General features: G+C 59.4%; 10 protein-coding genes. 8 read left to right on the top strand and 2 right to left on the bottom strand.

The annotated features are described in order from the left end of the window. The first annotated feature begins 9 nt into the window (after positions 1-9). The 8 genes from ACMVPR_RS16535 (at position 10) to ACMVPR_RS16500 (ending at position 18,672) form a co-directional block, all read left to right on the top strand. Positions 10-1,689 carry a hypothetical protein gene (locus ACMVPR_RS16535; protein WP_416883776.1) on the top strand — a complete coding sequence of 560 codons (1,680 nt, stop codon included), beginning with the start codon at positions 10-12 and terminating at the stop codon, positions 1,687-1,689. A 128-nt stretch (positions 1,690-1,817) separates the two neighbouring features. Beyond that, entirely contained in the window at positions 1,818-2,654 is an 837-nt protein-coding gene (locus ACMVPR_RS16530; protein ID WP_416883775.1) for a glycosyltransferase, read from the top strand. Between the two features lie 50 nt (positions 2,655-2,704). Then, positions 2,705-4,012 carry an oligosaccharide flippase family protein gene (locus tag ACMVPR_RS16525; protein ID WP_416883774.1) on the top strand — a complete coding sequence of 436 codons (1,308 nt, stop codon included), beginning with the start codon at positions 2,705-2,707 and terminating at the stop codon, positions 4,010-4,012. A 106-nt stretch (positions 4,013-4,118) separates the two neighbouring features. Continuing rightward, positions 4,119-10,595: an SDR family NAD(P)-dependent oxidoreductase gene (locus ACMVPR_RS16520; protein ID WP_416883773.1), complete on the top strand. Its 6,477-nt coding sequence runs from the start codon at positions 4,119-4,121 to the stop codon at positions 10,593-10,595. Between the two features lie 5 nt (positions 10,596-10,600). After that, positions 10,601-11,620, top strand: coding sequence for a glycosyltransferase family 2 protein (locus ACMVPR_RS16515; protein WP_416883772.1), 1,020 nt, complete (start codon positions 10,601-10,603; stop codon positions 11,618-11,620). A gap of 3 nt (positions 11,621-11,623) precedes the next feature. Continuing rightward, on the top strand, positions 11,624-16,198 hold the full coding sequence (locus ACMVPR_RS16510) for a MupA/Atu3671 family FMN-dependent luciferase-like monooxygenase (RefSeq protein WP_416883771.1): 4,575 nt from the start codon (positions 11,624-11,626) through the stop codon (positions 16,196-16,198). Beyond that, entirely contained in the window at positions 16,195-17,151 is a 957-nt protein-coding gene (locus tag ACMVPR_RS16505) for a hypothetical protein (protein WP_416883770.1), read from the top strand. The genes ACMVPR_RS16510 and ACMVPR_RS16505 overlap by 4 nt, the downstream gene beginning before the upstream one ends. Before the next feature lie 186 nt (positions 17,152-17,337). Beyond that, positions 17,338-18,672 carry a GumC family protein gene (locus ACMVPR_RS16500; RefSeq protein ID WP_416883769.1) on the top strand — a complete coding sequence of 445 codons (1,335 nt, stop codon included), beginning with the start codon at positions 17,338-17,340 and terminating at the stop codon, positions 18,670-18,672. 3 nt (positions 18,673-18,675) lie between these two features. Here the strand turns inward: ACMVPR_RS16500 and ACMVPR_RS16495 are convergent, their stop codons facing one another. Together ACMVPR_RS16495 and ACMVPR_RS16490 are read right to left on the bottom strand one after the other, a co-directional pair. After that, on the bottom strand, positions 18,676-19,836 hold the full coding sequence (locus tag ACMVPR_RS16495) for an exopolysaccharide biosynthesis protein (protein ID WP_416883768.1): 1,161 nt from the start codon (positions 19,834-19,836) through the stop codon (positions 18,676-18,678). A gap of 135 nt (positions 19,837-19,971) precedes the next feature. Continuing rightward, complete coding sequence (locus ACMVPR_RS16490) at positions 19,972-22,080, bottom strand: NAD-dependent epimerase/dehydratase family protein (protein WP_416883767.1); 2,109 nt, start codon at positions 22,078-22,080, stop codon at positions 19,972-19,974. Positions 22,081-22,090: the final 10 nt, after the last annotated feature.

Below are 22,090 nucleotides of genomic sequence, written 5' to 3'. Positions count from 1 at the left end.
GAGGCGCGCATGTTCAAAAAATCTCTAGCGGTGTTCCTGCTTTTGGCCTGCCTTTCCCTGTTCGGAGGGATCGCTAACGCTCAGGCCGCAACCGGGAAGACTGGAATTGCGTTTGGTTTGAACGGTATTGCCGACTGGTCCACACAACATCCATTTCTTGACGTCATGAAAACCGGGCGACCCTGGATCGGGCATCTGCCGAACCAGTGGGGTGGCGTGGAATTCGAAGACATGATGGCTGACGGTGTTTTTGATGACACCGGCTGGCCGCAACGCATTCCCGAAGGCGTGACACGCTTGGAAAGCCTTGTTCTTACCGATCAACCGCCAGAGGCGCATCACCTGTCCGGACGGTATGTCCTGACCTATGACGGTCAGGGGGATCTGACTGTGACGGGACGGGCGCGTGTGATCAAACGCGAACCTGGGCTTCGCATTTTCAGTTACGCACCTGGCCCTGGCGCGGTTGGAGTCGCGATCGATGCGACTGACCCCGCGGACCCCATCCGGAACATTCGCATTGTCCCCGAAATACACATGGATGCGTTCAAGGCGGGTGCGGTGTTCAATCCAGATTGGTTGGACCGGCTCGAAGGGGTTGCACAACTGCGTTTCATGGACTGGATGTTCACCAACGGCTCACCGATCAAGACGTGGGAGGAGATGCCGAAAGAGACCGATTTTTCATATGTCTGGCGAGGTGTTCCACTCCCTGTGATGATTGACCTTGCCAATCTGATTGGGGCCGATCCCTGGTTCAACATACCGCATCTCGCCGAGGATGATCTGGTCCGGCGTTTTGCGGAATTGGTCAGGGCTGATCTGGATCCCGGCCGTATCGCCTATGTCGAATACTCCAACGAAGTGTGGAACTTTCTTTTTGAACAAGCCCGTTGGTCTGGCGAACAGGCCGAAGCACTGTGGGGCGCCAGCGATGATGGCTGGATGCAGTATTACGGGCTTCGCGCCGCGTCCGTCATGGCGATCTGGACCGATGTGTTCGGCACGGACGCACCACGTCGTTTAAGGCGCGTGGTGACCGTTCAAACCGGCTGGCCAGAGCTGGAACAAGCCATTCTGGTTGGTGCGCGTGCGCAGGAGGAACTGGGGTTCAAACCCGTGGATATGTTCGATGCCTATGCTGTCACCGGGTATTTCGGATATGAACTGGGGGAGCCTGAAACGCTGGAAGACGCCCTTGAAAACGCGGCCGCACAGGCAGAGGCCGATGGAAAGGCGCGTGGGTTGGCGCGTGTGGCTTTGCGCGAATACATTTCCCAAAACCGGTTCAATGGGATGGACGATCTTGCTGCGGAACGGGTTCGCAACGGGTCACTCAAGGAAATGACGGACACCCTATGGCCCTATCACGCCGGTGTTGCAGCACGTTATGGGTTGCAACTCGTGATGTACGAGGGCGGCACTCATGCTGCTGTTCAGTGGGAGGCGGTCGATAACGAACGGCTTGTCGATTTCCTGATCGCCTTCAACTACTCGGAACAGATGGCAGACCTGTATCGGGATGCGTTGGATGCCTGGGCAAGTCTGACGGACAGCCCGTTCAACGCCTTTGTCGACGTTGCAGCGCCGAGCAAGTGGGGAAGCTGGGGTGCGTTGCGACACCTGAATGATGACAATCCGCGGTGGCGCGTGTTGCGGTCAATGGATGCGGTGACAAACGAGAATTAGGGCACGCTTTTCCCGCTATCCTTAAATTTGACAATATCCTATGCAACGTCGCGCCATCCGCAGGTTCCTGGAAGTATAGGAAGTTCCTCGTTATGCCGCCAAACTCACGCGGTCCCACAGCCGAGTCCTTGCCGGTACTCAGTGTCCTGATCCCGGCCTCGAATGAAGAGGCTCTGATCGGTCAGTGCCTTGAAAAGGTCTTGCAGAGCGCTTGGCCCCATGCCGTGCCGTTCGAGACAATTGTGATCTCGAATGGCAGCCGCGACCGGACCGCCGAGACCGCGCTTGAGATGCGACCGCGCTTTGCGGAAAAGGGGCTTGTTCTGCAAGTGCTCGACCGCAAGGAAGGTGGCAAGCTGGGTGCGTTGAATGCTGGTGACCATGTGGCGCGTGCGCCGATCCGAATTTATCTCGATGCCGATGTAGAAGTTTCCGAAGGATTGATCAGCCAGATTTACACAGCGCTTGATACGCCGCAGGCGCGCTATGCCAGCGGCACTCTGATCCTTGCGACGCCAAAAACCTGGGCCACCCGCGCCTATGCCCGCATCTATGCACAGGTGCCATTCATGAAACATGGGGTTCCTGGGGCAGGTGTCTTTGCTGTCAACGCGGCGGGCCGGATGCGGTGGGGCACGTTTCCCAACATCATCTCTGACGACACATTTGTCCGGCTGAGTTTCCTGCCAGAAGAGCGTATTGCCGTCCCGGCGACCTATACCTGGCCGCTGGTCGAGGGGTGGAGCAATCTGGTTCGGGTCCGGCGTCGTCAGAACGCAGGAGTGGATGAAATCCGGGAGTATTATCCCGAATTGCTGCGCAACGATGACAAGCCCGACTTCCCGATCCGCGAAAAGATGAAGCTGGCACTACACGATCCACTGGGATTTGCCGTTTATTCCGGTGTCGCGCTGGTCGTTCGTTTGACCGGCGGCAATGCAAACGGTTGGACCCGGGGACGGTAATGCAAGCGCTGGTATCAAAATTTCGTGGCAGCTCGCTTGACGCGCGCTTTATGCGCAGCTCTGTTTTCACGCTTGGCGGATACGCCATGGCGCAGGTCTTGCGTCTTGCCTCGAACCTGATCCTGACGCGCCTCCTTTTCCCCGAGGCATTCGGCATGATGGCGCTTGTGTCAGTGATCATGCAGGGCCTCGCCATGTTCTCGGATGTTGGGGTCAGCCCGTCGATCATGCAGTCAAAGCGCGGAGATGATCAAAAATTCCTCGACACCGCATGGACGATTCAGGTCATTCGGGGGGTCCTTTTGTGGCTCACAGCCTGTCTCTTGGCGATACCTGTCGCAACTCTCTATGGCGAACCGCTGCTGGCGTGGATCCTGCCTTGTGCGGGGATCACCCTGTTCATTACGGGGTTTAACCCGACCCGGCTTGATAGCGCGAACCGGCATCTGCTGATGGGGCGCTTGACGGGTCTCGACCTTTCTGTCCAGGCGGTGACCGTAGTAATCACCATCGCCCTCGCCTGGTATCTCGAATCCGTCTGGGCGCTTGTCATCAGCGGTATCATCTCGTCTATTCTGGTGCTTACCGCGTACAACGTTTTTCTGCCCGGTCAGCGCAACCGTTTTCAGTGGGAACGCGAAGCGGCGGATGAGCTGATCAGCTTTGGAAAGTGGATATTTCTCAGCACGATCTGCGGTTTTCTCTACATGCAGGGTGACAAGCTGCTGATCGGCAAATTCCTGACGCTTGAGCAATTCGGCATCTACAATATCGGCTTTTTCCTTGCGAGTTTTCCATTGCTGATGGGCAGCATGATGACCCGGAAACTGCTGATCCCGCTCTATCGGGAACGTCCGCCATCCGAGAGCATGGAAAATTTCCGGAGCTTGCAAAAAATGCGGTTTTCGCTGACCGCAGGAATGATGGCACTGACGGGGGGCCTTTCGGTTGCTGGGGTCGTTTTGATCGATATCATGTATGATCCGCGATACCTGATGGCCGGTGCGGTGGTGGTTCTGATCGCGGCAATGCAAATGCCGCAGATCCTGGTGATGACGTATGAACAAGCCGCGCTTGCGTCCGGCGATTCGCGCCGCTTTTTCGTTCTCTCGGCTGCACGCGCCGTCCTGACACTTGGATGTCTCTATGTCGGGCTGCGCTTTGGGGGCTTGTTCGGGGCGCTTATTGGGCAGGGCATCGCAGGATTGGCCGCCTATCCGTTTGTTGTTTGGTTGGCCCGACATGCGCGGGCATGGGATCCGAAACACGATGTCGTCTACGCCTGCGTTGCTGCGGCGATCATCGTCTCGGCCTTGTGGTTCAATTTCGATGCGGTCGCCGAACTCGCGGCGCAATGATGCAGGATAGTGGTTTAACTAAAGAGTAGGGCTGCCATGCGGCTGCACGCCCAACTTTGATCATATTTATGTAATACTGACCGTAAGCTGGGAATAGGGTACGGCCATGACGAAAGAAACAACCGCACCGCATTCGGTCGCGGATGCAAACATCGCCATTGTCGGCATGTCCGCCCACCTGCCAGGGGCGGCATCGCTGGCGGAATACTGGCGAAACTTGCGGGACGGTGTATCGTCGATCCGCCGCTTGACCGATGACGAACTGACCGAGGCAGGAGTGCCGCCGGGCCTGTTGCGGCACCGTGATTACGTGCCATTCGCGGCGCGGCTCAATCAATTCGACCATTTCGATGCAGAATTCTTTGGTCTGTCCCCCAAGGACGCCGCGATCATGGATCCGCAGCACCGCCAGTTTCTGGAATGTGCATGGGAGGCTCTTGAGAACGCGGGGCACATGCCGGATCGCCATGACGGTCGTATTGGGGTGTTCGGCGGCTGTGGCATGGGAAGCTATTTCTACTTCAATCTGTGCTCCAACCCCGATCTGGTCGACAGCACTGGTATGTTTCTGTTGCGCCATACGGGCAACGACAAGGACTTCCTGACCACCCGTGTCAGCCACATCTTCGATCTGGACGGACCGTCGGTCAGCGTGCAGACGGCGTGTTCGACGTCATTGGTGGCGACGCATTATGCCTGCCAGTCGCTTCTCAATGGCGAATGCGACATCGCTTTGGCGGGTGGGGTGACCATCGAACTGCCGCAGGGTCAGGGGTATCTTTACAAGGAAAACGAAATCCTCTCGCCGGACGGCCAGTGCCATGCATTCGACCATCGGGCACAGGGCACTGTATTTGGCTCGGGCGCGGGGGTTGTGGTGTTGCGCCGCTTGTCTGATGCGCTGGCGGATGGCGACCATATCTGGGCGGTCATCAAGGGCAGCGCAGTCAACAATGACGGTGCGGCCAAAGCGGGCTATCTGGCCCCCTCGGTGGAGGGACAGGCTGACGCCATTGCAGAGGCACACGCCATCGCGGGCGTGACAGCCGACAGCATCGACTATGTCGAATGCCATGGCACAGGCACCTATCTTGGTGATCCGATTGAGGTGGCTGCCCTGACGCAGGCCTTTCACGCCACAAGCGACAAGGTCGGGCATTGCCGGATCGGATCGGTCAAGACGAATATCGGGCATCTTGATACCGCGGCCGGCGTGGCCAGCCTGATCAAAGCGTCGATGGCCTTGCATCATCACCAGATGCCGCCCAGCCTTGGGTTTGAAAAACCGAACCCGACCATTGATTTTGAACACTCGCCGTTCCGGGTCAACGACCGCCTGACAGATTGGCCCAGGGGCGATCACCCCCGCCGCGCCGGTGTGAACTCTTTGGGTGTCGGCGGCACAAATGCGCATGTGGTGCTTGAGGAAGCGCCCGAAGCGCAGCAATCCGAAGCCAGCGACTGGCCGTTCCAGATCCTGACTGTTTCTGGTCGCACCAAGGCGGCCCTTGACGCGAACACTGCGCGTCTGGCCGCGCATCTGCGGGCCAATCCGGAACAGGCACTTGCGGATGTTGCGTGGACGCTGAAGAAAGGCCGCCGCGCCTTTGAAAAGCGCCGCGTCGTTGTGGCGCGAGACCACCTTGAGGCGGCGATGCTGCTGGAGCAAACCGACCCGCGCCGCTTTCATTCGCATGACGCCTTGTCGCGGCCTGATGTGGTGTTCCTGTTCCCCGGCGGCGGTGCGCAATACGCCGGTATGGCGCGCGATCTTTACGAGACTGAGCCGGTCTTTGCGGAATGGATGGATCGCGGATTGGACCATCTGGAAACGCTCGAATCGCGAGACATCCGGGCATTGTGGCTGCCTGAACCGGGGCATGAGGCGCAGGCCAATCAGACCCTGCGGCAACCGTCGTTGCAATTGCCGCTCATCATGATCGTCGAATACGCGCTTGCACAGCTTTGGATGAGCTGGGGTATCCAGCCGACCGCTGTGGCCGGGCACTCCATGGGGGAAAACACGGCGGCCTGTGTCGCCGGGGTGATGTCCTTTAAAGATTGCATCGGCCTTGTGCACCTGCGCGGCACACTGTTCGACACGGTCGAAAAGGGTGGCATGCTGTCGGTTGCGCTTCCTGCTTCAGAGCTGAAACCATTGCTGGGCGATGCGCTTGATCTTGGAGCCGTCAACAGCCCGGGGCTCAGCGTCGCGTCAGGACCCAGCGCCGCTTTGATGACGCTGGAAACGGAACTCAAGCGCCGGGACATCGACTTTCAGCGCATCCCGATCGACATCGCGGCGCATTCCCGGATGCTGGACCCGATCCTTGATCGGTTCCGGGCCTACCTGCAGAAGATCACTCTGAATCCGCCACAAATCGCGATCACATCGAACGGCAGCGGCGAGATGATGACCGAGGCCGAGGCGACCAGTCCAGATTACTGGGTGTCGCATCTGCGTGGCACAGTGCAGTTCGCCAAATGTCTTGATACTCTGTCCAACCGGCAAAATCGGATATTCCTCGAAGTGGGACCGGGCAAGGCCCTGTCTGCCTTGGCGCGGCAATGCGAAGGTATTCAAGCAAATCAGGTTCTCTCCAGCCTGCGTCATCCGGACGAAGAAATCGAAGACGATCGCCACATGCTCGAAGTGCTGGGCCGCATCTGGGCTTTGGGCGGGGATTTCGATTGGGATCAATTCTGGGGTGAGGCACGGCGCAACCGAGTGCCCTTGCCCACATACGCCTTCCAGCGAACCCGCTATTTCATCGAACCGGGGCAGCCACAGACACAGTCCGTGTCGAGCTTCCTGACCCGGATCGACGGTGTCGAGAATTGGGGTTGGAAAACGGCGTGGCGGCCAAAATACGCCGCTGCACCTTTGGACGTGCGCAGCGAACTGGCCAGCGCGGACCTGCAAAGCTGGCTTGTGTTCATGGACGATTCCGGCGTTGCCTCGGCAGCAGCAAAACGCTTGCGCGCCGCGGGCCATTCCATTGTCGAGGTCTGGCCGGGCGACAGTTTTGCGCGGCTTGATGATACCACCTACGTGCTGGCCCCCGAACGGGGCCGCGAAGGGTATGATCTGCTCTTCCGCGATATGATGTCCCGTGGTCTGGTGCCCAGCCGCATCGCGCATTTCTGGGGCGTCACCAAGGACACCAGCCATCGCCCCGGGTCCAGCTTCTTTCACCGCATGCAGGAGCACGGCTTCTATTCGTTGATGTTCATCGCTCAGGCGATTGCCGACGATACATTACCGAAACCAACACAGATCACCGTGTTCACGAACGGCGCGGCCTCGTTCGGAGATGAAAAACTGGTCTCGCCGGAAAAGGCGATCATCGCCGGACCGGTTCGCGTGATCCCGCGCGAGGTGCCCGGGCTTGCCGTGTCCTCGGTCGATCTGGTTCTTCCCGTCAAACCGACAAAGTCCTTGTTCAGGCGGATCGCTGATGAAGAAGGGACGCGCCGCGCGTGGGAGGAACTGACCGACCAGATCATCGAAGAGATGATCGCCGATCCCGCCTCTGTGAACGCCGTGTTCCGATCCGGGCGTCGCTATGAACAGACGCTTCACAAGACGGCACTGAAACCCGCCAATGACACGTCCATCCGGCCCGGTGGGACATACCTGATCACCGGTGGATTTGGCGGCATCGGGCTGACGGTTGCCAAGGCGCTGGCGGCGCAGAAATGCCGGCTGATCCTGACTGCCCGGGGCGACATGCCCAAGCGCGATGTCTGGGATCGGTATCTCGAGCGCCATGCGCCTCAGGACAAACTGTCCCGTCGCATTCGCGCCGTTCAGGAGCTCGAAGCGCTTGGCGCCATCGTCCATGCGCATGCGGCCGATATCTGCAACCTGCCCGATATGACGGTTGTCGTCGAAGACACCATCGCTCGGTATGGCCGTATCGACGGCGTCATCCATGCAGCCGGGGTGATGGAGGATGCGCCCCTTCTGGCAAAATCGACGGGGTCCATCGAAAAGGTGTTCTCGTCCAAGATTTACGGCACCAAGGTGCTGGATCAATTGTTCCCTGACGGCTCGACGGATTTCATCGTGTTGTTTTCGTCGTCTTCGACGCAAACCTCGCCGGCCGGTCAGATCGATTATGTTGCGGCGAACGAATACCTTAATGCCTACGCGCAGTCCCGGCTCGGCGACACGACCCGTGTTCTTGCGATCAATTGGGGCATCTGGGCCGAAGTCGGTATGGCGGCGACCACCCTCGCTGACCGTATCGGCGACACCGACCCCATTACCTTTACGCCGGTGGATTTGCCATTACTGGACAAGACGGGCTTTGATCCGTCGGGGCATCGCATTTTCGAAGCGCGGTACACCAGTGAAGATTGGTTTATCGACCAACACCGCACGAAACAGGGCGACGCGCTTTTCCCCGGTGCCGGTTATCTGACCCTTGCGTCAAAAGCGCTGCGTGGACAGGGCGAGAACAGCAGCTTTGCCATCCGCAACATGACCTTTCTCAGACCCTTGCATGTGCCCGAGGGGGGGCACCGTGATATCCGCATTCGGTTGTCCCGGCGGGATGACGGGTATCACATGGACGTGTTGGGCAGTTGCACGCTGGACGGACGAAACGGCTTCACGCCAATTGTCACCGCGGATCTGTCCCTTGTTCCCGAGGCGCAGCCAAAACCCATCGACCTGTCTGCCATTCGCGCGCGTTGCGGTGCTCCGCGCACAGCAAGCACAGGCAACAAGCTTGCGGCTGCGCAGGAAACGCAGTTGTCCTTTGGACCGCGTTGGAAGGTTCTGGACAGTTGCGCCTATGGAAAGGGCGAAGGCATTGCCGATCTTTCGCTCAATGCAGCGGCATCGGGTGACACGGACCTGCACTTGCACCCCGGTTTGCTGGATATCGCGACAGGCTGGGCGATGGAACTGATCGACGGATATCGCGCGGACAAGCTGTGGGTGCCAGTGTCATATGACAATGTGCGCGTCTATCATCGCTTGCCCGAACGTGTTGTCAGCTGGGTTCGCTCGTCCGGGAGCAACCGCAACGCGGATGAAACCGCATCCTTCGACATCACGATCGCCATGCCCGACGGAACGGTTTGCATCGAGATCCAGGATTTTTCGATCAAGCGCCTGTCAGACATGTCCGCCCTCTCGGCGCCGGTCAAAGTCAGTGCGTCAGAGTTCGAGCCTGCTGATTTCAGCAAATCGAAGCAGCCGCTGTCTCCGGCTGAGGAACGCTTCCAGCATAACCTGTCGCAAGGTATCCTGCCTGAAGCAGGGGCAGACGCTTTCCTTCGCGCGCTCGGTCGGACAGAGCCGCAGATCTTCGTATCGTCTTTGGACATGGATGCGCTGATCGAACAGGCCGGAATCACCACCGATGCGAAATCCGATGCGCAGAAATTCGACCGTCCGCAACTGAGCGGCGATTACGTTGCGCCGGAAACCGAAATCGAGCGAACGCTGGTCGGGATTTGGGAAGACCTGTTGGGCGTTCAGAATGTCGGCGTCGAAGACAGCTTTTTCGACCTTGGGGGCCATTCGCTGATTGCGGTGCGTCTGTTTGCAAAGGTCCGAAAGACCTACAGCGTCGATTTCCCAATCTCGATCCTGTTCGAGGCACCGAACATTCGAGCCTGTGCGTCCCTCATCAAAGAGCGGACGGGCATCACCGACACCACCCAGAAGAGCGACGCGAAACCCAAACCCAAGACGCGTCGTTTCAAGCATATCGTTGCGATGCATGATGGCGAGGGTGGTCCGAAGTCACCGTTCTTCCTTGTCGCTGGCATGTTCGGCAATGTGCTGAACCTGCGGCACCTTGCACAGCTTTTGGGATCGGACAGACCGTTCTACGGTCTTCAGGCTCGAGGGCTCTACGGGGACGAAACCCCGCATATGTCCATCAAGGACGCAGCGCGCGACTATATCGCCGAAATGAAGCAGGTGCAGCCGGAAGGCCCATACTATGTCGGCGGCTTCTCTGGCGGCGGGATCACCGCATACGAGATCGCGCACCAGCTTCAGGCCATGGGTGACGAAGTGGCACTGATTGTGCTGCTCGATACGCCTTTGCCGCAAAGGCGGCCTTTGGCCCGCACCGATCGTCTGCTGATCCAGATGCAGGAAACCCGCCGCAAAGGCCTTGCCTATCCCTATGTCTGGCTGCGCAATCGCATCCGCTGGGAAATCGAGAAACGCAAGACGACGGTGGAAACGCGGGCCGCGCACAGCTTCCACAATGCCGAGATTGAACAGGCCTTCCTGCAGGCGGTTGCCACCTATGAGGTCAAGCCGTGGTCGGGTCGCATCGCCCTGTTCAGACCGCCATTGGTCGGCACATGGACGGTATCGGGCGGTAAGCTTGTGAACCACGAACGGGCATATCTCTTTGATGACAACGATTGGGGACAACACACCCCGCAGATCGAAGTATTCGAAGTGCCCGGCGACCACGACAGCATGGTCCTTGAACCAAACGTGCGGGTTCTTGCCAGCTATTTGCGTAACGTCATTACCACGACCGAAGCCAGCCTTGGTGGCAAGGGTCGGGTGTTTTCATTCAAAGCCACCGAGGCAGCGGAGTAACCTGCATGACGGACATCGTTGTCGTTGTTCTTAACTACAAGACACCGGATCTGGCCGTGCTTGCCGCACAGTCGGCCGCCGCAGCCATGGCTGACTGTGGGGGCGCGATTGTACTTGTCGACAACGACTCTCCCGATAGCTCATTCCAGCGCATGATCGACGCGACCCGATCCGTGGAATGGCCCGCGCATCTTGATGTTCAGGTGTTGCAATCTGGTCGGAACGCCGGCTTCGGCGCAGGCAACAATTTCGGGATTCATGCTGGTCTCGAAATCTGCCCGACGGCGGAATTCATTTACATCCTGAACCCGGATGCCCAAGTCGAGCCAAACGCGATTTCGGCGCTGGTGGACTATATGAACGACCATCCCAAAGTGGCCATCGTCGGCAGCTGGGTCTATGGCGAAGACGGCGCAGATCATTGCAGCGCGTTTCGCTTTCCCGGTCTTGCATCAGAGTTCGAGTCCTCTGTGCGTCTTGGCCCTGTCACGCGTCTGTTGAAAAAGCACGTCTTGCCGTTGCACATCCCCGAAACTTCTGGCCCCGTCGGATGGATCCTCGGTGCGTCGATGTTGGTTCGGAGAAGTGCGCTGAACGAAATAGGCCTCTTTGACGAGACGTTCTTTCTGTATTTCGAGGAAACCGACCTGTGTCTGCGCGCCCACCGCGCAGGACACGAGGTGCATTTTGTCCGCGAAAGCCGTGTCTGCCACATCGGCTCAGTGTCGACCGGCATGGGCACTTGGCAGCGCACTCCGTCCTATTGGTACCAAAGCCGTTGGTATTACTTCAGCAAGAACCACAGCCGGGCCTATGCCATCAGCGCGACGGCCCTGATGGTTCTGGGGACGGTCCTGTGGCGTTTGCGGCGGACCATCGAAGGCAAACCCAAACCAGGGGCGAAGCACTTTCTCCGGGATATGGTCGTACATGACCTGCGGGCGTTGCTGCGTCCGACACCAGATGCGTCCATCCGTGCCATCGGTCTGCCCTCCGAGACTTCCTTACAGACAAGCGTTGATTGATCCATGACCCATTTTGACTGCATCGTTATTGGCGACGAAAGCCTGACACTCCACTGTGCAGAGACATTGGTCTCGCAGGGGCACAGGCTGGTTGCGTTGGTGACGGACGACAAGGACCTGTCAAAATGGGCCAAGACCCGAAATCTTCGCTGCGAACCCCACGGTCCTGATATATCCAACCGGCTTGCCGGAACTGAGGTTGATTGGGTTCTCAGCATTGCAAATCTCAAGATTTTGCCAAGGGACATTCTGTCACTCGGTCGCAAAGGCGCGGTCAATTTCCATGACGGACCCTTGCCGAAGCGCGCCGGGCTGAACGCGCCCGTTTGGGCTTTGATGGAGGGTGAAAACACCCACGGGATCACGTGGCACCTCATCGATGATGGCGTGGACACAGGCGATATCCTCGTTCAGCGCGAGATCGAGATTTCGCCCCATGACACGGCACTGTCCCTCAACACCAAGTGTTATGAAGCCGGGTTGACCAGCTTTCCGGATCTGCTGAAGGAACTGACTGAAGGTCTGCCCGGACGTCGCGTGCAGGACGTGGCCCAGCGCAGCTACCACGCCCTGACAGATCGCCCTGAAGCGAACGGCATTCTTCGGTTCGACGACACGTCGGGCAAGGCCATGCGGTTGATTCAGGCGCTTGACCATGGCTCTTACTGGAACCCACTCTGCACGCCTAAACTGCTCATCGGGGAAGTGATCCTCAATATCGGTCACGCCGCCCAGACCGAAAGCAGGGCGGCCCCTGGAACTGTCATTGCCGTTGACGAGGCCAGCCTGACGGTCGCCTTTGCGGACGGTGCGTTGCGTTTGTCTGGATTGACTGCCGTCGATGGAAAACCGGTTGTTGCGACAGATCACGCCAAAGTCGGAGAAGTTCTTCCGTCCCTGTCCGATACTGACCGTGCCGCGATCTCCGAACGGATGCGCCCGGTGGCCAAAGCTGAAGGCCGTTTGAGGCGCGCGCTTTCCAGTGCGGTCCCGCTTTCGCTGCCCTTCAGTCGTACAGAGAAGACAGCGATCACAACGTACGATACGTCGATCCCGCAAGCCCAATTCGCTCCTGCGCTTCGGCGTCTTGCAGAGCGCCTTTCGCCTGCCGCCGGGACGGTGATTGCGCTGTCCAACGCGACACTTATGGAAAGCAGCCGGTTCGGGTTGATCAGCCCATGGGTTCCGGTCGCTGTGGACGCACTTGATGATGGGGTGCCGACTGTCGAAGCAGGCTTTGCTACCGACCTGCCCCGGCGCGATCCGCGGCTCTCCTCGGTGAGGACTCCCGCACTTGGAATTGCGTTGAAGTCCGGGCCGATCCCCGGCGCTGCGATCACCTTTGACCTGACCGGCGCTTCCGTTGCCGCACATGTGGACGAAGGCAGGATCGCGCCGGATTTTGCTGCGGTTCTGATCCGCCGGCTGGAATGGATTGCAGAGAACCTGACAACGGGCAGCGCACAGGCAGACACTGTGGGGTTGCCGCCAGATGAACTGCACGCCATCCTGTCCACGTTCAATGCAACGTCGGTCCCTTCACATGGACCGACGACCATGCATGCCGCATTCGAAGCCCAAGTCGCCCGCACGCCTGATGCCATCGCCCTCGTGTTCGAGAACAGCGAGATCACCTTTTCCACGTTGAACGAACACGCCAATCGCGTCGCGCATACGTTGCGGGGTATCGGTGTCCGTCCCGACACGATGGTCGGCCTGCATTGCAAGCGCGGTCCCGACCTTGTCGCTGGGGCGCTGGGCATTCTCAAGGCCGGGGGTGCTTATCTGCCGCTTGATCCTGACTACCCGCAGGACCGTCTGGCGCATTACCTCAGCGACAGCAACGCGACCGTTGTCATCACCGAGCACGCACTCCGCGACGAGCTACCCAAGACGGACGCAGAGATCCTTGTGATCGACCGTGACCCCCGACTTGCATCCGCCCCGACGCAAGACCCGGACCCGGTCGCTACACCCGAGAATCTGGCATATGTGATTTACACCTCAGGCTCGACCGGGTTGCCCAAAGGGGTGATGGTCGAACATCGCAACGTGATCAACTTCTACGCCGGCATGGATGCCGTTGTTTCGGATCGCGACCGTGCGGCGTGGTTGGCGGTCACCAGCCTGAGTTTCGATATCTCGGTCCTTGAACTCTTTTACACGATGGCGCGTGGCATCAAGGTCGTACTGCCAAGCACCAGTCAGCGTGGCATCATCTCTGGCGGTGCTGCGCGCAAGCGCGGTGATGGGATGGATTTCTCCATCTATTACTGGGGCAACGACGATGGTGTCGGACGGGACAAGTACCGCCTGCTTCTTGAAGGCGCGAAATTTGCGGATGAAAACGGCTTCTGCGCGGTCTGGACGCCGGAACGCCACTTCCATGCGTTTGGTGGCCCCTATCCGAACCCGTCGGTCACTGGCGCTGCCGTTGCGGGTGTGACCAAGAATATCGGCGTCCGTGCAGGTAGCTGTGTTGCGCCACTCCACCATCCGGCCCGCATCGCCGAGGAATGGGCCGTCATCGACAACCTGACCAATGGCCGGGCAGGTCTTGCTATCGCCAGCGGTTGGCAGCCTGACGATTTTGTCCTGCGTCCTGAAAACACGCCCCCGGACAACAAACCCGCGATGTTCGACGCGATAGACAAGGTGCGCAAACTCTGGCGTGGCGAAGCTGTGGCCTTCCCGCGCAAGGACGGTCAGATGCACGAGGTCGTCACGCAACCGCGCCCGGTGTCAAAGGAATTGCCCATCTGGGTGACCACGGCAGGCAATCCCGAGACATGGCGCGAGGCAGGCGCGAACGGGGCCAATGTTCTGACGCACCTTTTGGGCCAATCCATCGACGAGGTGGCTGACAAGATCACACTCTATCGCCACGCGCTGCGCGCAGCAGGGAACAACCCGGATGACTTTACCGTCACTCTGATGCTCCACACCTGTCTGGCCGAGACTCGGGATCAGGCTCGTGAAATCGCGCGCGAACCGATGAAAGACTACCTGCGCTCGGCGGCTGGTCTGATCAAGCAATACGCTTGGGCGTTCCCGGCCTTCAAGAAACCTGAGGGTGTGAAAAACGCCTTTGAACTGAACCTGGGTGATCTGAGCGAAGATGACCTCGAAGGCATCCTGGATTTCGCGTTTGAGCGGTACTTCAACGACTCCGGTCTGTTCGGCACCATCGACGATGCCTTGGCCCGCGTTGAACAGCTCACGGCAATCGGCGTTTCGGAAATTGCGTGTCTGATCGACTATGGCATCGAAACCGATCAGGTGCTGGCGGGTCTCAGACCTCTGGCCGAGGTCGTGCGCCAATCTGCGCCGTCGCTTGATCACGAAGACACCGACTTCTCGATTGCCGCAATGTTGGCACGTCACAAGGTGACCCACATGCAATGCACCCCGTCCATGGCGCGGATGATTGCGATGGATGATGATGCGCGCGCGAACCTGCGCGGTCTCAAACACCTCTTCCTCGGTGGTGAGGCCCTTCCCGGTGCATTGGTTGCAGACCTCGCCAAAGCCAGCGAGGCGACCATCACGAACATGTACGGTCCAACGGAAACGACGATCTGGTCGTCGTCTGAAGTTGCCACTTCTGACGAGGCGACTGTCAATATCGGACGTCCGATCGCCAACACCCAGCTTTACGTTCTCGACGACGCGTTGAATCCGGTCGGGATCGGCGAAGAGGGCGAGCTTTGGATCGGCGGCGACGGTGTGACCCGTGGGTATTGGCAGCGCGAAGAGATGACCGCAGACCGGTTCCGCGGCAACCCGTTTGCGCCGGGTCGGATGTACCGCACCGGCGATCTGGTCCAGCGCCGTCCTGACGGGCGGTTGAACTTCCTCGGACGTGCCGACACCCAGGTCAAATTGCGCGGCTTCCGGATTGAACTGGGTGAGATTGAAAGCGCAATTCAGGCCTTCCCGGGGATCACCAATGCCGTTGTGCTGGCCCGCGAAGACACACCCGGCGATGTGCGTCTGGTGGCCTATGTCACCGCCACCACCGAGGTTGACACCAAGAGCCTGCGCACAAGCCTTATGGCCCGTTTGCCCGATTACATGGTGCCAGCACATGTGATGACGCTGGATGCCTTCCCGGTCACGCCAAACCAGAAGATCGACCGCAAGGCGTTGCCAGCACCAACCGTCATTGATGTGCGCCCCAGGCAAAAAGTGGCAGCGCCCGTTCCGTCCTCGGGACAGGCGGACGAGGCGCTACGCTTGCGCATCGCCGCGATCTGGACCGAGGTGCTGGGCGTTCAGTCGATTCAGCCCGAAGACAACTTCTTCGATCTTGGGGGTCATTCACTCTTGGCGGTTCAGATGCACCGCAGCTTGCGCGACCGGTTGGACGTGGCCAAGCTGTCGATCACCGACATTTTCCAGTTTCCGACCCTGTCGGCTTTGGCGGATCGCGTGGCCAAGCTGGGCGGAACCGAGCAGCCTGCCCGTGGTCCGGCCGATGTCACACCGATGGCACGACCGGAACAAGCGGATCGCGCCCAGATCCGTGCCGATGCAATGGCCCGACGCCGCGAAATGCGGGCTCGGCGGCAAGCGTGACCACGTCCGGCACCAAATTGATCATCGCAGGATTGGCCGCGCTGGCCTGCGGATTTGCTGCGTGGTCCTATCTTGGCGGCCCCCGAGCCCTGACCTCCGAAGAACTGGCAGCACGGTACGAGGCCCCTTTGCCGCCGCCCAATGGGTCTTTGACGGTGTTTCATCTTGGACACTCGCTTGTCGGCCGGGACATGCCCGCGATGCTGGCGCAACTGGCACAGCACGACTATGCCTCGCAACTTGGATGGGGCACGCCGCTCAAGGCACATTGGGAACCTGATGAACCGATCCAGGGATTTGACGTCGAGAACGCGCATGATCATTTCCGCGATGCGAAAGAAGCACTGGCCAGCGGCGACTACACTGCCTTCGTCTTGACCGAGATGGTCGAAGTCGAGGCGGCCATCGAGTATTTCGATGCTCCGGTCTATCTCGAGAAATGGGTCTCTGCAGCGCGTGATGGCAACCCGGACATCCGCGTGTTTCTCTACGAAACATGGCATGACCTCACCGACCCGCAAGGCTGGCTGACGCGGCTTGATACGGACCCGGAGCGGTACTGGGAAGGCATATTGCTCGCGCAAGCCATGGCCGCCAACCCAGACGACGGCCCGATCCACGTGATCCCGGCAGGTCGCGTGATGGCCGAGCTTGTTCGAAGGATCGAAGCGGGATCCGGTGTTGACGGCATCACGTCACGCGAAGACTTTTTTGCGCGACTGGACGATGGTTCGATTGATCCGATCCACATCAACGATCTGGGCGCTTATCTTGTCGCGCTCACCCATTATGCAGTTCTGTATCAACGCTCGCCGGTGGGTCTGCCAGCGCAGTTGGATCGCGCCGATGGGACCCCGGCAATCGCACCAGGGCCGGACTTGGCGGACCTCATGCAGCAGACCGTTTGGGATGTGGTGTCGGCCTTGCCGATCACCGGGATTCCGCAGAACTGAGCGTAAGTTTCATGCGGCGCGCCGCGAGGAAACCCGGCAGAACAGAAACGCGTTGTTTCCATATCTTTCGTTTTTAGCTGTCGCAATTCTGCCTTGATTTGGCTAAATTATGTCTTGTCCAAGGCAGCCTGCCACAGGTTGACTCGACTTGGACAAGGCGGGGGCCTTGGTACTGGAGCTGAAGGCTTGCTGTATTTTCAGTCGTTCGAAGAGGTGTTCTCTGCGCTCAAGCGGCGCATGGGGCTTATTATCCTGATCACCTTTATCGGGTGCGTGATTTCGCTTGTCGTCGCTTTGTCGAAGATTCCAGTCTACAACGCCATCGCGGTCGTACAGATCGAAGACGCGCAGGTTGCAGGTACCAACACAAGTGTCGGTGCCATGATCGACAACCGCGCCAGCCTTGATGCGCTCCGCACTGTGCGGCTGATCGAACAGCGCGTGATGTCCCGTGGATCACTGGTCGAGATCATGGACAAATATGATCTGTTCACCGACATCCCGAATATGACGCTGGCAATGCGTCTTGATGCAATGCGTCGCTCCGTGACCATTGAGCCGATTGGCGGGGGCGAGCCTTGGCAACCCGTGCAGTCCGTGTCCGGTATGGTCATCACAGCCAATCTCAGCGATCCGCAAAAAGCTGCGGACGTGGCGAACGAAATTCTGGCGCGCGTCATGCAGGAGGCCCGCACCCGCAGCGTTGGTCGTGCCGAGACCGAGCTTGAGTTCTTCAACATCGAAGAGGCCCGCATCCGCGAAGAAATCGCCGCGTCCGAAAACGTGATTGCGCAATTCAAGTCCGCGAATGCCGAAGTGCTGCCCGCCAACATCACCGTTTTGCAGGGCGAATTGACAACGCTGAACGCCTCTCTCCTGAACTTGCGTCAACAAATTCTCAGCCTCGAATCCAACTCCGCCCGGACGCGTCCCGAAGCGCTTGAGCGTGAGGTCAGCTTGCTGCAGGACCAGATCAACCTGATCGAAAGACGCACGGCACAGATCAACGGTTTGCTGGTGCGCGCGCCCGCGGTTGATCGCGAGTTGGCGTCGCTGCAGCGCGAGCTGACCCAGCTCAACGAGCAGTTCACTGTCATCTCCCGCCGCAAGGCAGATGCCCAGATGAGCCAGAGCCTTGAGGAACAGCGCCAGCTTGCGCGTTTCGAAGTGCTTGAACCTGCAATTGTCCCGGTGTTCCCGGTGTCGCGCAGCAAGCGCTCCATCGCGATGATGGGTGGTGTGGCAAGTGTCATGTTGGCTGTTGGCGTTGCGTTCGTTCTTGAAATGTTGAACCCGCCGATCCGCAACGCCGCTCAGATGGAGCGCGTGCTGGGGATTCGTCCTGTGATTTCGGTGCCTGTTTTGGAAACCGGAAAACCGATGCCGACCAAGACAAAGCGCAAAGGCTGGAAGATCGTTCTGGGGATCGTGATCGCATTGCTCTTGGGCTTGATCGGTCTCGTGGCCAAACCCATTGCGGCCTTGACCGGGTTCAACCTGTCGCCGCGCAACGCGCAGTAACGATCAATACGGGTAATCGCTGCTCTCGACGTGTTCCGCCTTGTTCAGGACCACGCCAAGCAGCGGAATCCCGTCACCAAGGCGGCGTTCGGTTTCCTTGATGTCATTCGCCTTGGTCATTCCACCCGCTGCAACGATCAGCAACGCGTCAATATGCGGGCGCATCGCGATCACATCGTCGTTCAGAAGGGCAGGCGGCAAATCGAACAGCATAACATTCGGTTTGAACTGCCGTTCGATCTCGTCCAACACTGCACGTGTCGACGGATCCTGAAGCAATTCCGCAGCATAGGGTTCCACGATCCCATTGAACCCGATGGCCACATGCGATCCGGCGGCAATCGAGTTGGGTGCGAAGCCCTGAAGATGCGCCTCGGGAGAGATGTCCCCGCGCAGCATGTCGCCAATCGCACCGGTGTCAGACACGCCGAAAATCTTGTGCAGGCTTGGGCTGCGCATATCCAGATCAAGCAAAACGGTGCGGCAGTTTTCCTGCCGTGACAGGCTGATCGCCAAGTTTGCTGCGGTAAAGGTCTTGCCGCAATCCTTGGTCGGAGAAGTGATTGCAACGCGCTTCCACCCGTTTTCGGACAAGGCCTGCAACATCCGCGTGCGCAAGATGTCGAACCGCGTGTGCGACGGATCCTGACGTAGCGCGGTGATCACGTTCCGCTCGGCCAGGCGCTGCGGATCAAGCTGGAACCGGTCAATGGCTTTCCAAGACGCTTCCGGGTCAAACACAGGCGCTGGAGTTGGTTTCGGCTCCGGCGGGCGGGCCAGAACCAACGGTGTCTTTGGCTTCGCGGCGCGTTCTATCTGGGCCAGTTTGGCTTGCTCGGCGTCGCGTTTTTTCTGCGCCTCAAGCTCTGCTTGGCGGGCTTGACGTTTCGCTTCCAATTCGGCGTCCCGTGCCGCCTTGGCCTGGCGGGCTTGCTCCTCCGCTGCCTTTGCGGCGCGCGCGCGCTCTGCCTCACGTTCGGCCTCGCGCAGTCGCTTGGCCTCAAGCTCTGCCTTGCGCTGCAACAGCGCTTCTTTTTCAGCGATCAGCGCTTCAAGCTCTTCAAGCGTGTGATCGACCGGCTGTTCCGCGATGCGCTGTGGCTGTTCGACAACCGCCACCGCCCCGCGCCGTTTGCGGCGTTGGAACTTTGGCTGTTCTGTCATGTCTCAGCCTCTTTGCGCGGCATCGATTTTTCCGGTCCTGTTTCGACGCGACCTAAGCCGCGTTCTCGATCTGTGACAGTGCATTCTGTCAAGAATACGTCCGATTTGAGGGGATTGTTTATCAAATGAAGGCGATCAGAACCCGAACAGATTGGCTTTCCCGATCGCCTCTTCGATGAAACGGGCCTTATCCTGTTCCGGTTTCCACCCCAATTCCGTCTTCGGTTTGGTGTTCACGAAGGGCGAAAGATGCGCCCGGCTTTTCCAATCCGCAAGCGAAGGCCGGGTCAACCCACGCCGCCGCAACGCATAGACCTTCAGCACATGCTTGACCGCATCCGCCGCCCAGAACAGCGTCAGGTTCCCGGTACTGACCCTGATCTTCGCACCCAAGGATTTGTGGATCGCATCGAAATATCCTTTGCCAGACAGCATCGGTTCTCCGATCAGGTTGTAGCTTTGCCCAACCGCATTCGGGTGTTCGCCCATCAGGATCAAACCCTCGGCCACATCGTCGATCAGGACGAAGGGCAGGATGTTCAACCCATTGCCCCAGATGCGCACAGCGCCCGCGCCATGCCAGCGCCCAATGCCCCAATGCTGCAAAGGTCCGCCATGACCGACCACGATACCCGGACGCGCGATGACCAAGGGCAATCCATCCCGTCGGTGCATCTCCATCAGCCGTTTTTCGCATTCCGCTTTGGACCGCGCGTACATGTTTCGGTCGCTCATATCGTCCGGGAAGGCCAGGTCTTCGGTGATCTTCTGCTCCGGGGAGGACATGTCATAGCTGGCAATCGTACCTGTATAGACCAACCGCTTGACCCCGGCTTCCTGACAGGCTTCGGCGATGCGAACGGCCACACCAACATCATGCTCCAGCGCCTCGTCCCACGTGCCTTCCAGTGACCGGGCCAGATTGTAGACGACGTCGATGCCTTGCATCGCCTCGACCAGCGCCGCCTTGTCGTAGAGCGAGACTCCGACCGTTTCGACCTCGTGCGGCAGGTCAGGGAAGGGGCCGAACCGACCCCGGCTGAGAACGCGCACATCCTGCCCTTTGGCCACAAGCGCGCGGGTCAGCGCACGACCGATGAACCCGGTCCCGCCAATCACCATCGCAGTCGGCTTCGGATCGCGAGTTTTTGCTTTGGGCGGGGCGGCTTTCAACTGATCTGCCGGGATGAGCGCCAACGCCTGATCCAGCGCTGTCATCACCTTGACTGCGCTCTCGCCCGAGAAGCGCGCATCCGGCGCTTTGTCGGTGCGCAACGCGTCATAGATCGCCGCATCCATCCCCTGAAAGCTCAGCGCATAGGGGGATTTGCGGTTCAAGGAAACCACCTGAGTGAACGTATTGCCAAGCCCTTCGCGCAGGTGCTGCCAAGACAGGTCCAACTGCCGCCGCAGCGGGTTCAGCACCAGATCGGACGCATTCTCGCGTTCGACCACCAGCGTATCCGCAGCGAAGTCCAGCCGCGCCCGACCGGACGATCCACGCAGGGTCAAAGACCGGTCGTCAATCGTTTCAACCATGGAAATGGTCAGTGTCACATCCACATCCCCGGCCTGCGCCATGATCCGCCACGCCTGATGGCGGGTGTCGTCCCCCGGCAGATCAACGGGTTTGGACAGATGGACGGACTGGATGTCCGGCACCCCGAAGAGATCGACAATGAACCCCATCAGGTGCGGCCCAAGCTCCAGCAGCAGGTTCTTTGGCTCGCGCAGCAACCAGATGCCGAACGGTCCCGACCGCAACGGTGCAAGCGGCAGACACCAATGTACCTCGGCCACGGACACGCGTCCCAATTCCCCACGCGCCAACATACCCTTGAGCCGGTCATAAGAAGGCAGGCCCATGAAGTTGTGACCGGCATGGAAGCGCACACCGTGTTCCTGTGCGACTGCCTCGATCTCGGCGGTCTCGGCCGCTGAGGTTGCCACCGGCTTTTCCACCAGCACGTGCAGCCCGGCCTTGAGGCACTGGATCGCCAGCGGGTGATGCAGATGCGGCGGCGTCAGGATATGAACCGCATCGCAGACCTTGGCCTCGATCAGGTCGGCCACGTCCCCAAAGGCCCGCACGCCAAGCCCCTCGGCCAAGCCCTTGGCTGTAGCCTCGGACGGATCACAAACAGCAGTGATCTCGACCCCATCGGTCGCCCGCAATGCATCCGCGTGCCAGCTTGCGATATACCCGGCCCCGATCAGACCAACGCGAATTTTCGAAGACGCCATCCGTCTTTAC

The sequence above is a fragment of the Marivita sp. genome (assembly GCF_048006345.1).
GTDB lineage: Bacteria > Pseudomonadota > Alphaproteobacteria > Rhodobacterales > Rhodobacteraceae > Marivita.
This window is presented reverse-complemented; position numbering and strand designations above follow the sequence as displayed.

What these genes read in the sequence shown, in the direction of transcription:
- ACMVPR_RS16535 (WP_416883776.1), top strand. Translation starts at nt 10, where the DNA reads ATGTTCAAAAAATCTCTAGCGGTGTTCCTGCTTTTGGCCTGCCTTTCC.
- ACMVPR_RS16525 (WP_416883774.1), top strand. Translation starts at nt 2,705, where the DNA reads ATGCGCAGCTCTGTTTTCACGCTTGGCGGATACGCCATGGCGCAGGTC.
- ACMVPR_RS16520 (WP_416883773.1), top strand. Translation starts at nt 4,119, where the DNA reads ATGACGAAAGAAACAACCGCACCGCATTCGGTCGCGGATGCAAACATC.
- ACMVPR_RS16515 (WP_416883772.1), top strand. Translation starts at nt 10,601, where the DNA reads ATGACGGACATCGTTGTCGTTGTTCTTAACTACAAGACACCGGATCTG.
- ACMVPR_RS16510 (WP_416883771.1), top strand. Translation starts at nt 11,624, where the DNA reads ATGACCCATTTTGACTGCATCGTTATTGGCGACGAAAGCCTGACACTC.
- ACMVPR_RS16495 (WP_416883768.1), bottom strand. Translation starts at nt 19,836, where the DNA reads ATGACAGAACAGCCAAAGTTCCAACGCCGCAAACGGCGCGGGGCGGTG.
- ACMVPR_RS16490 (WP_416883767.1), bottom strand. Translation starts at nt 22,080, where the DNA reads ATGGCGTCTTCGAAAATTCGCGTTGGTCTGATCGGGGCCGGGTATATC.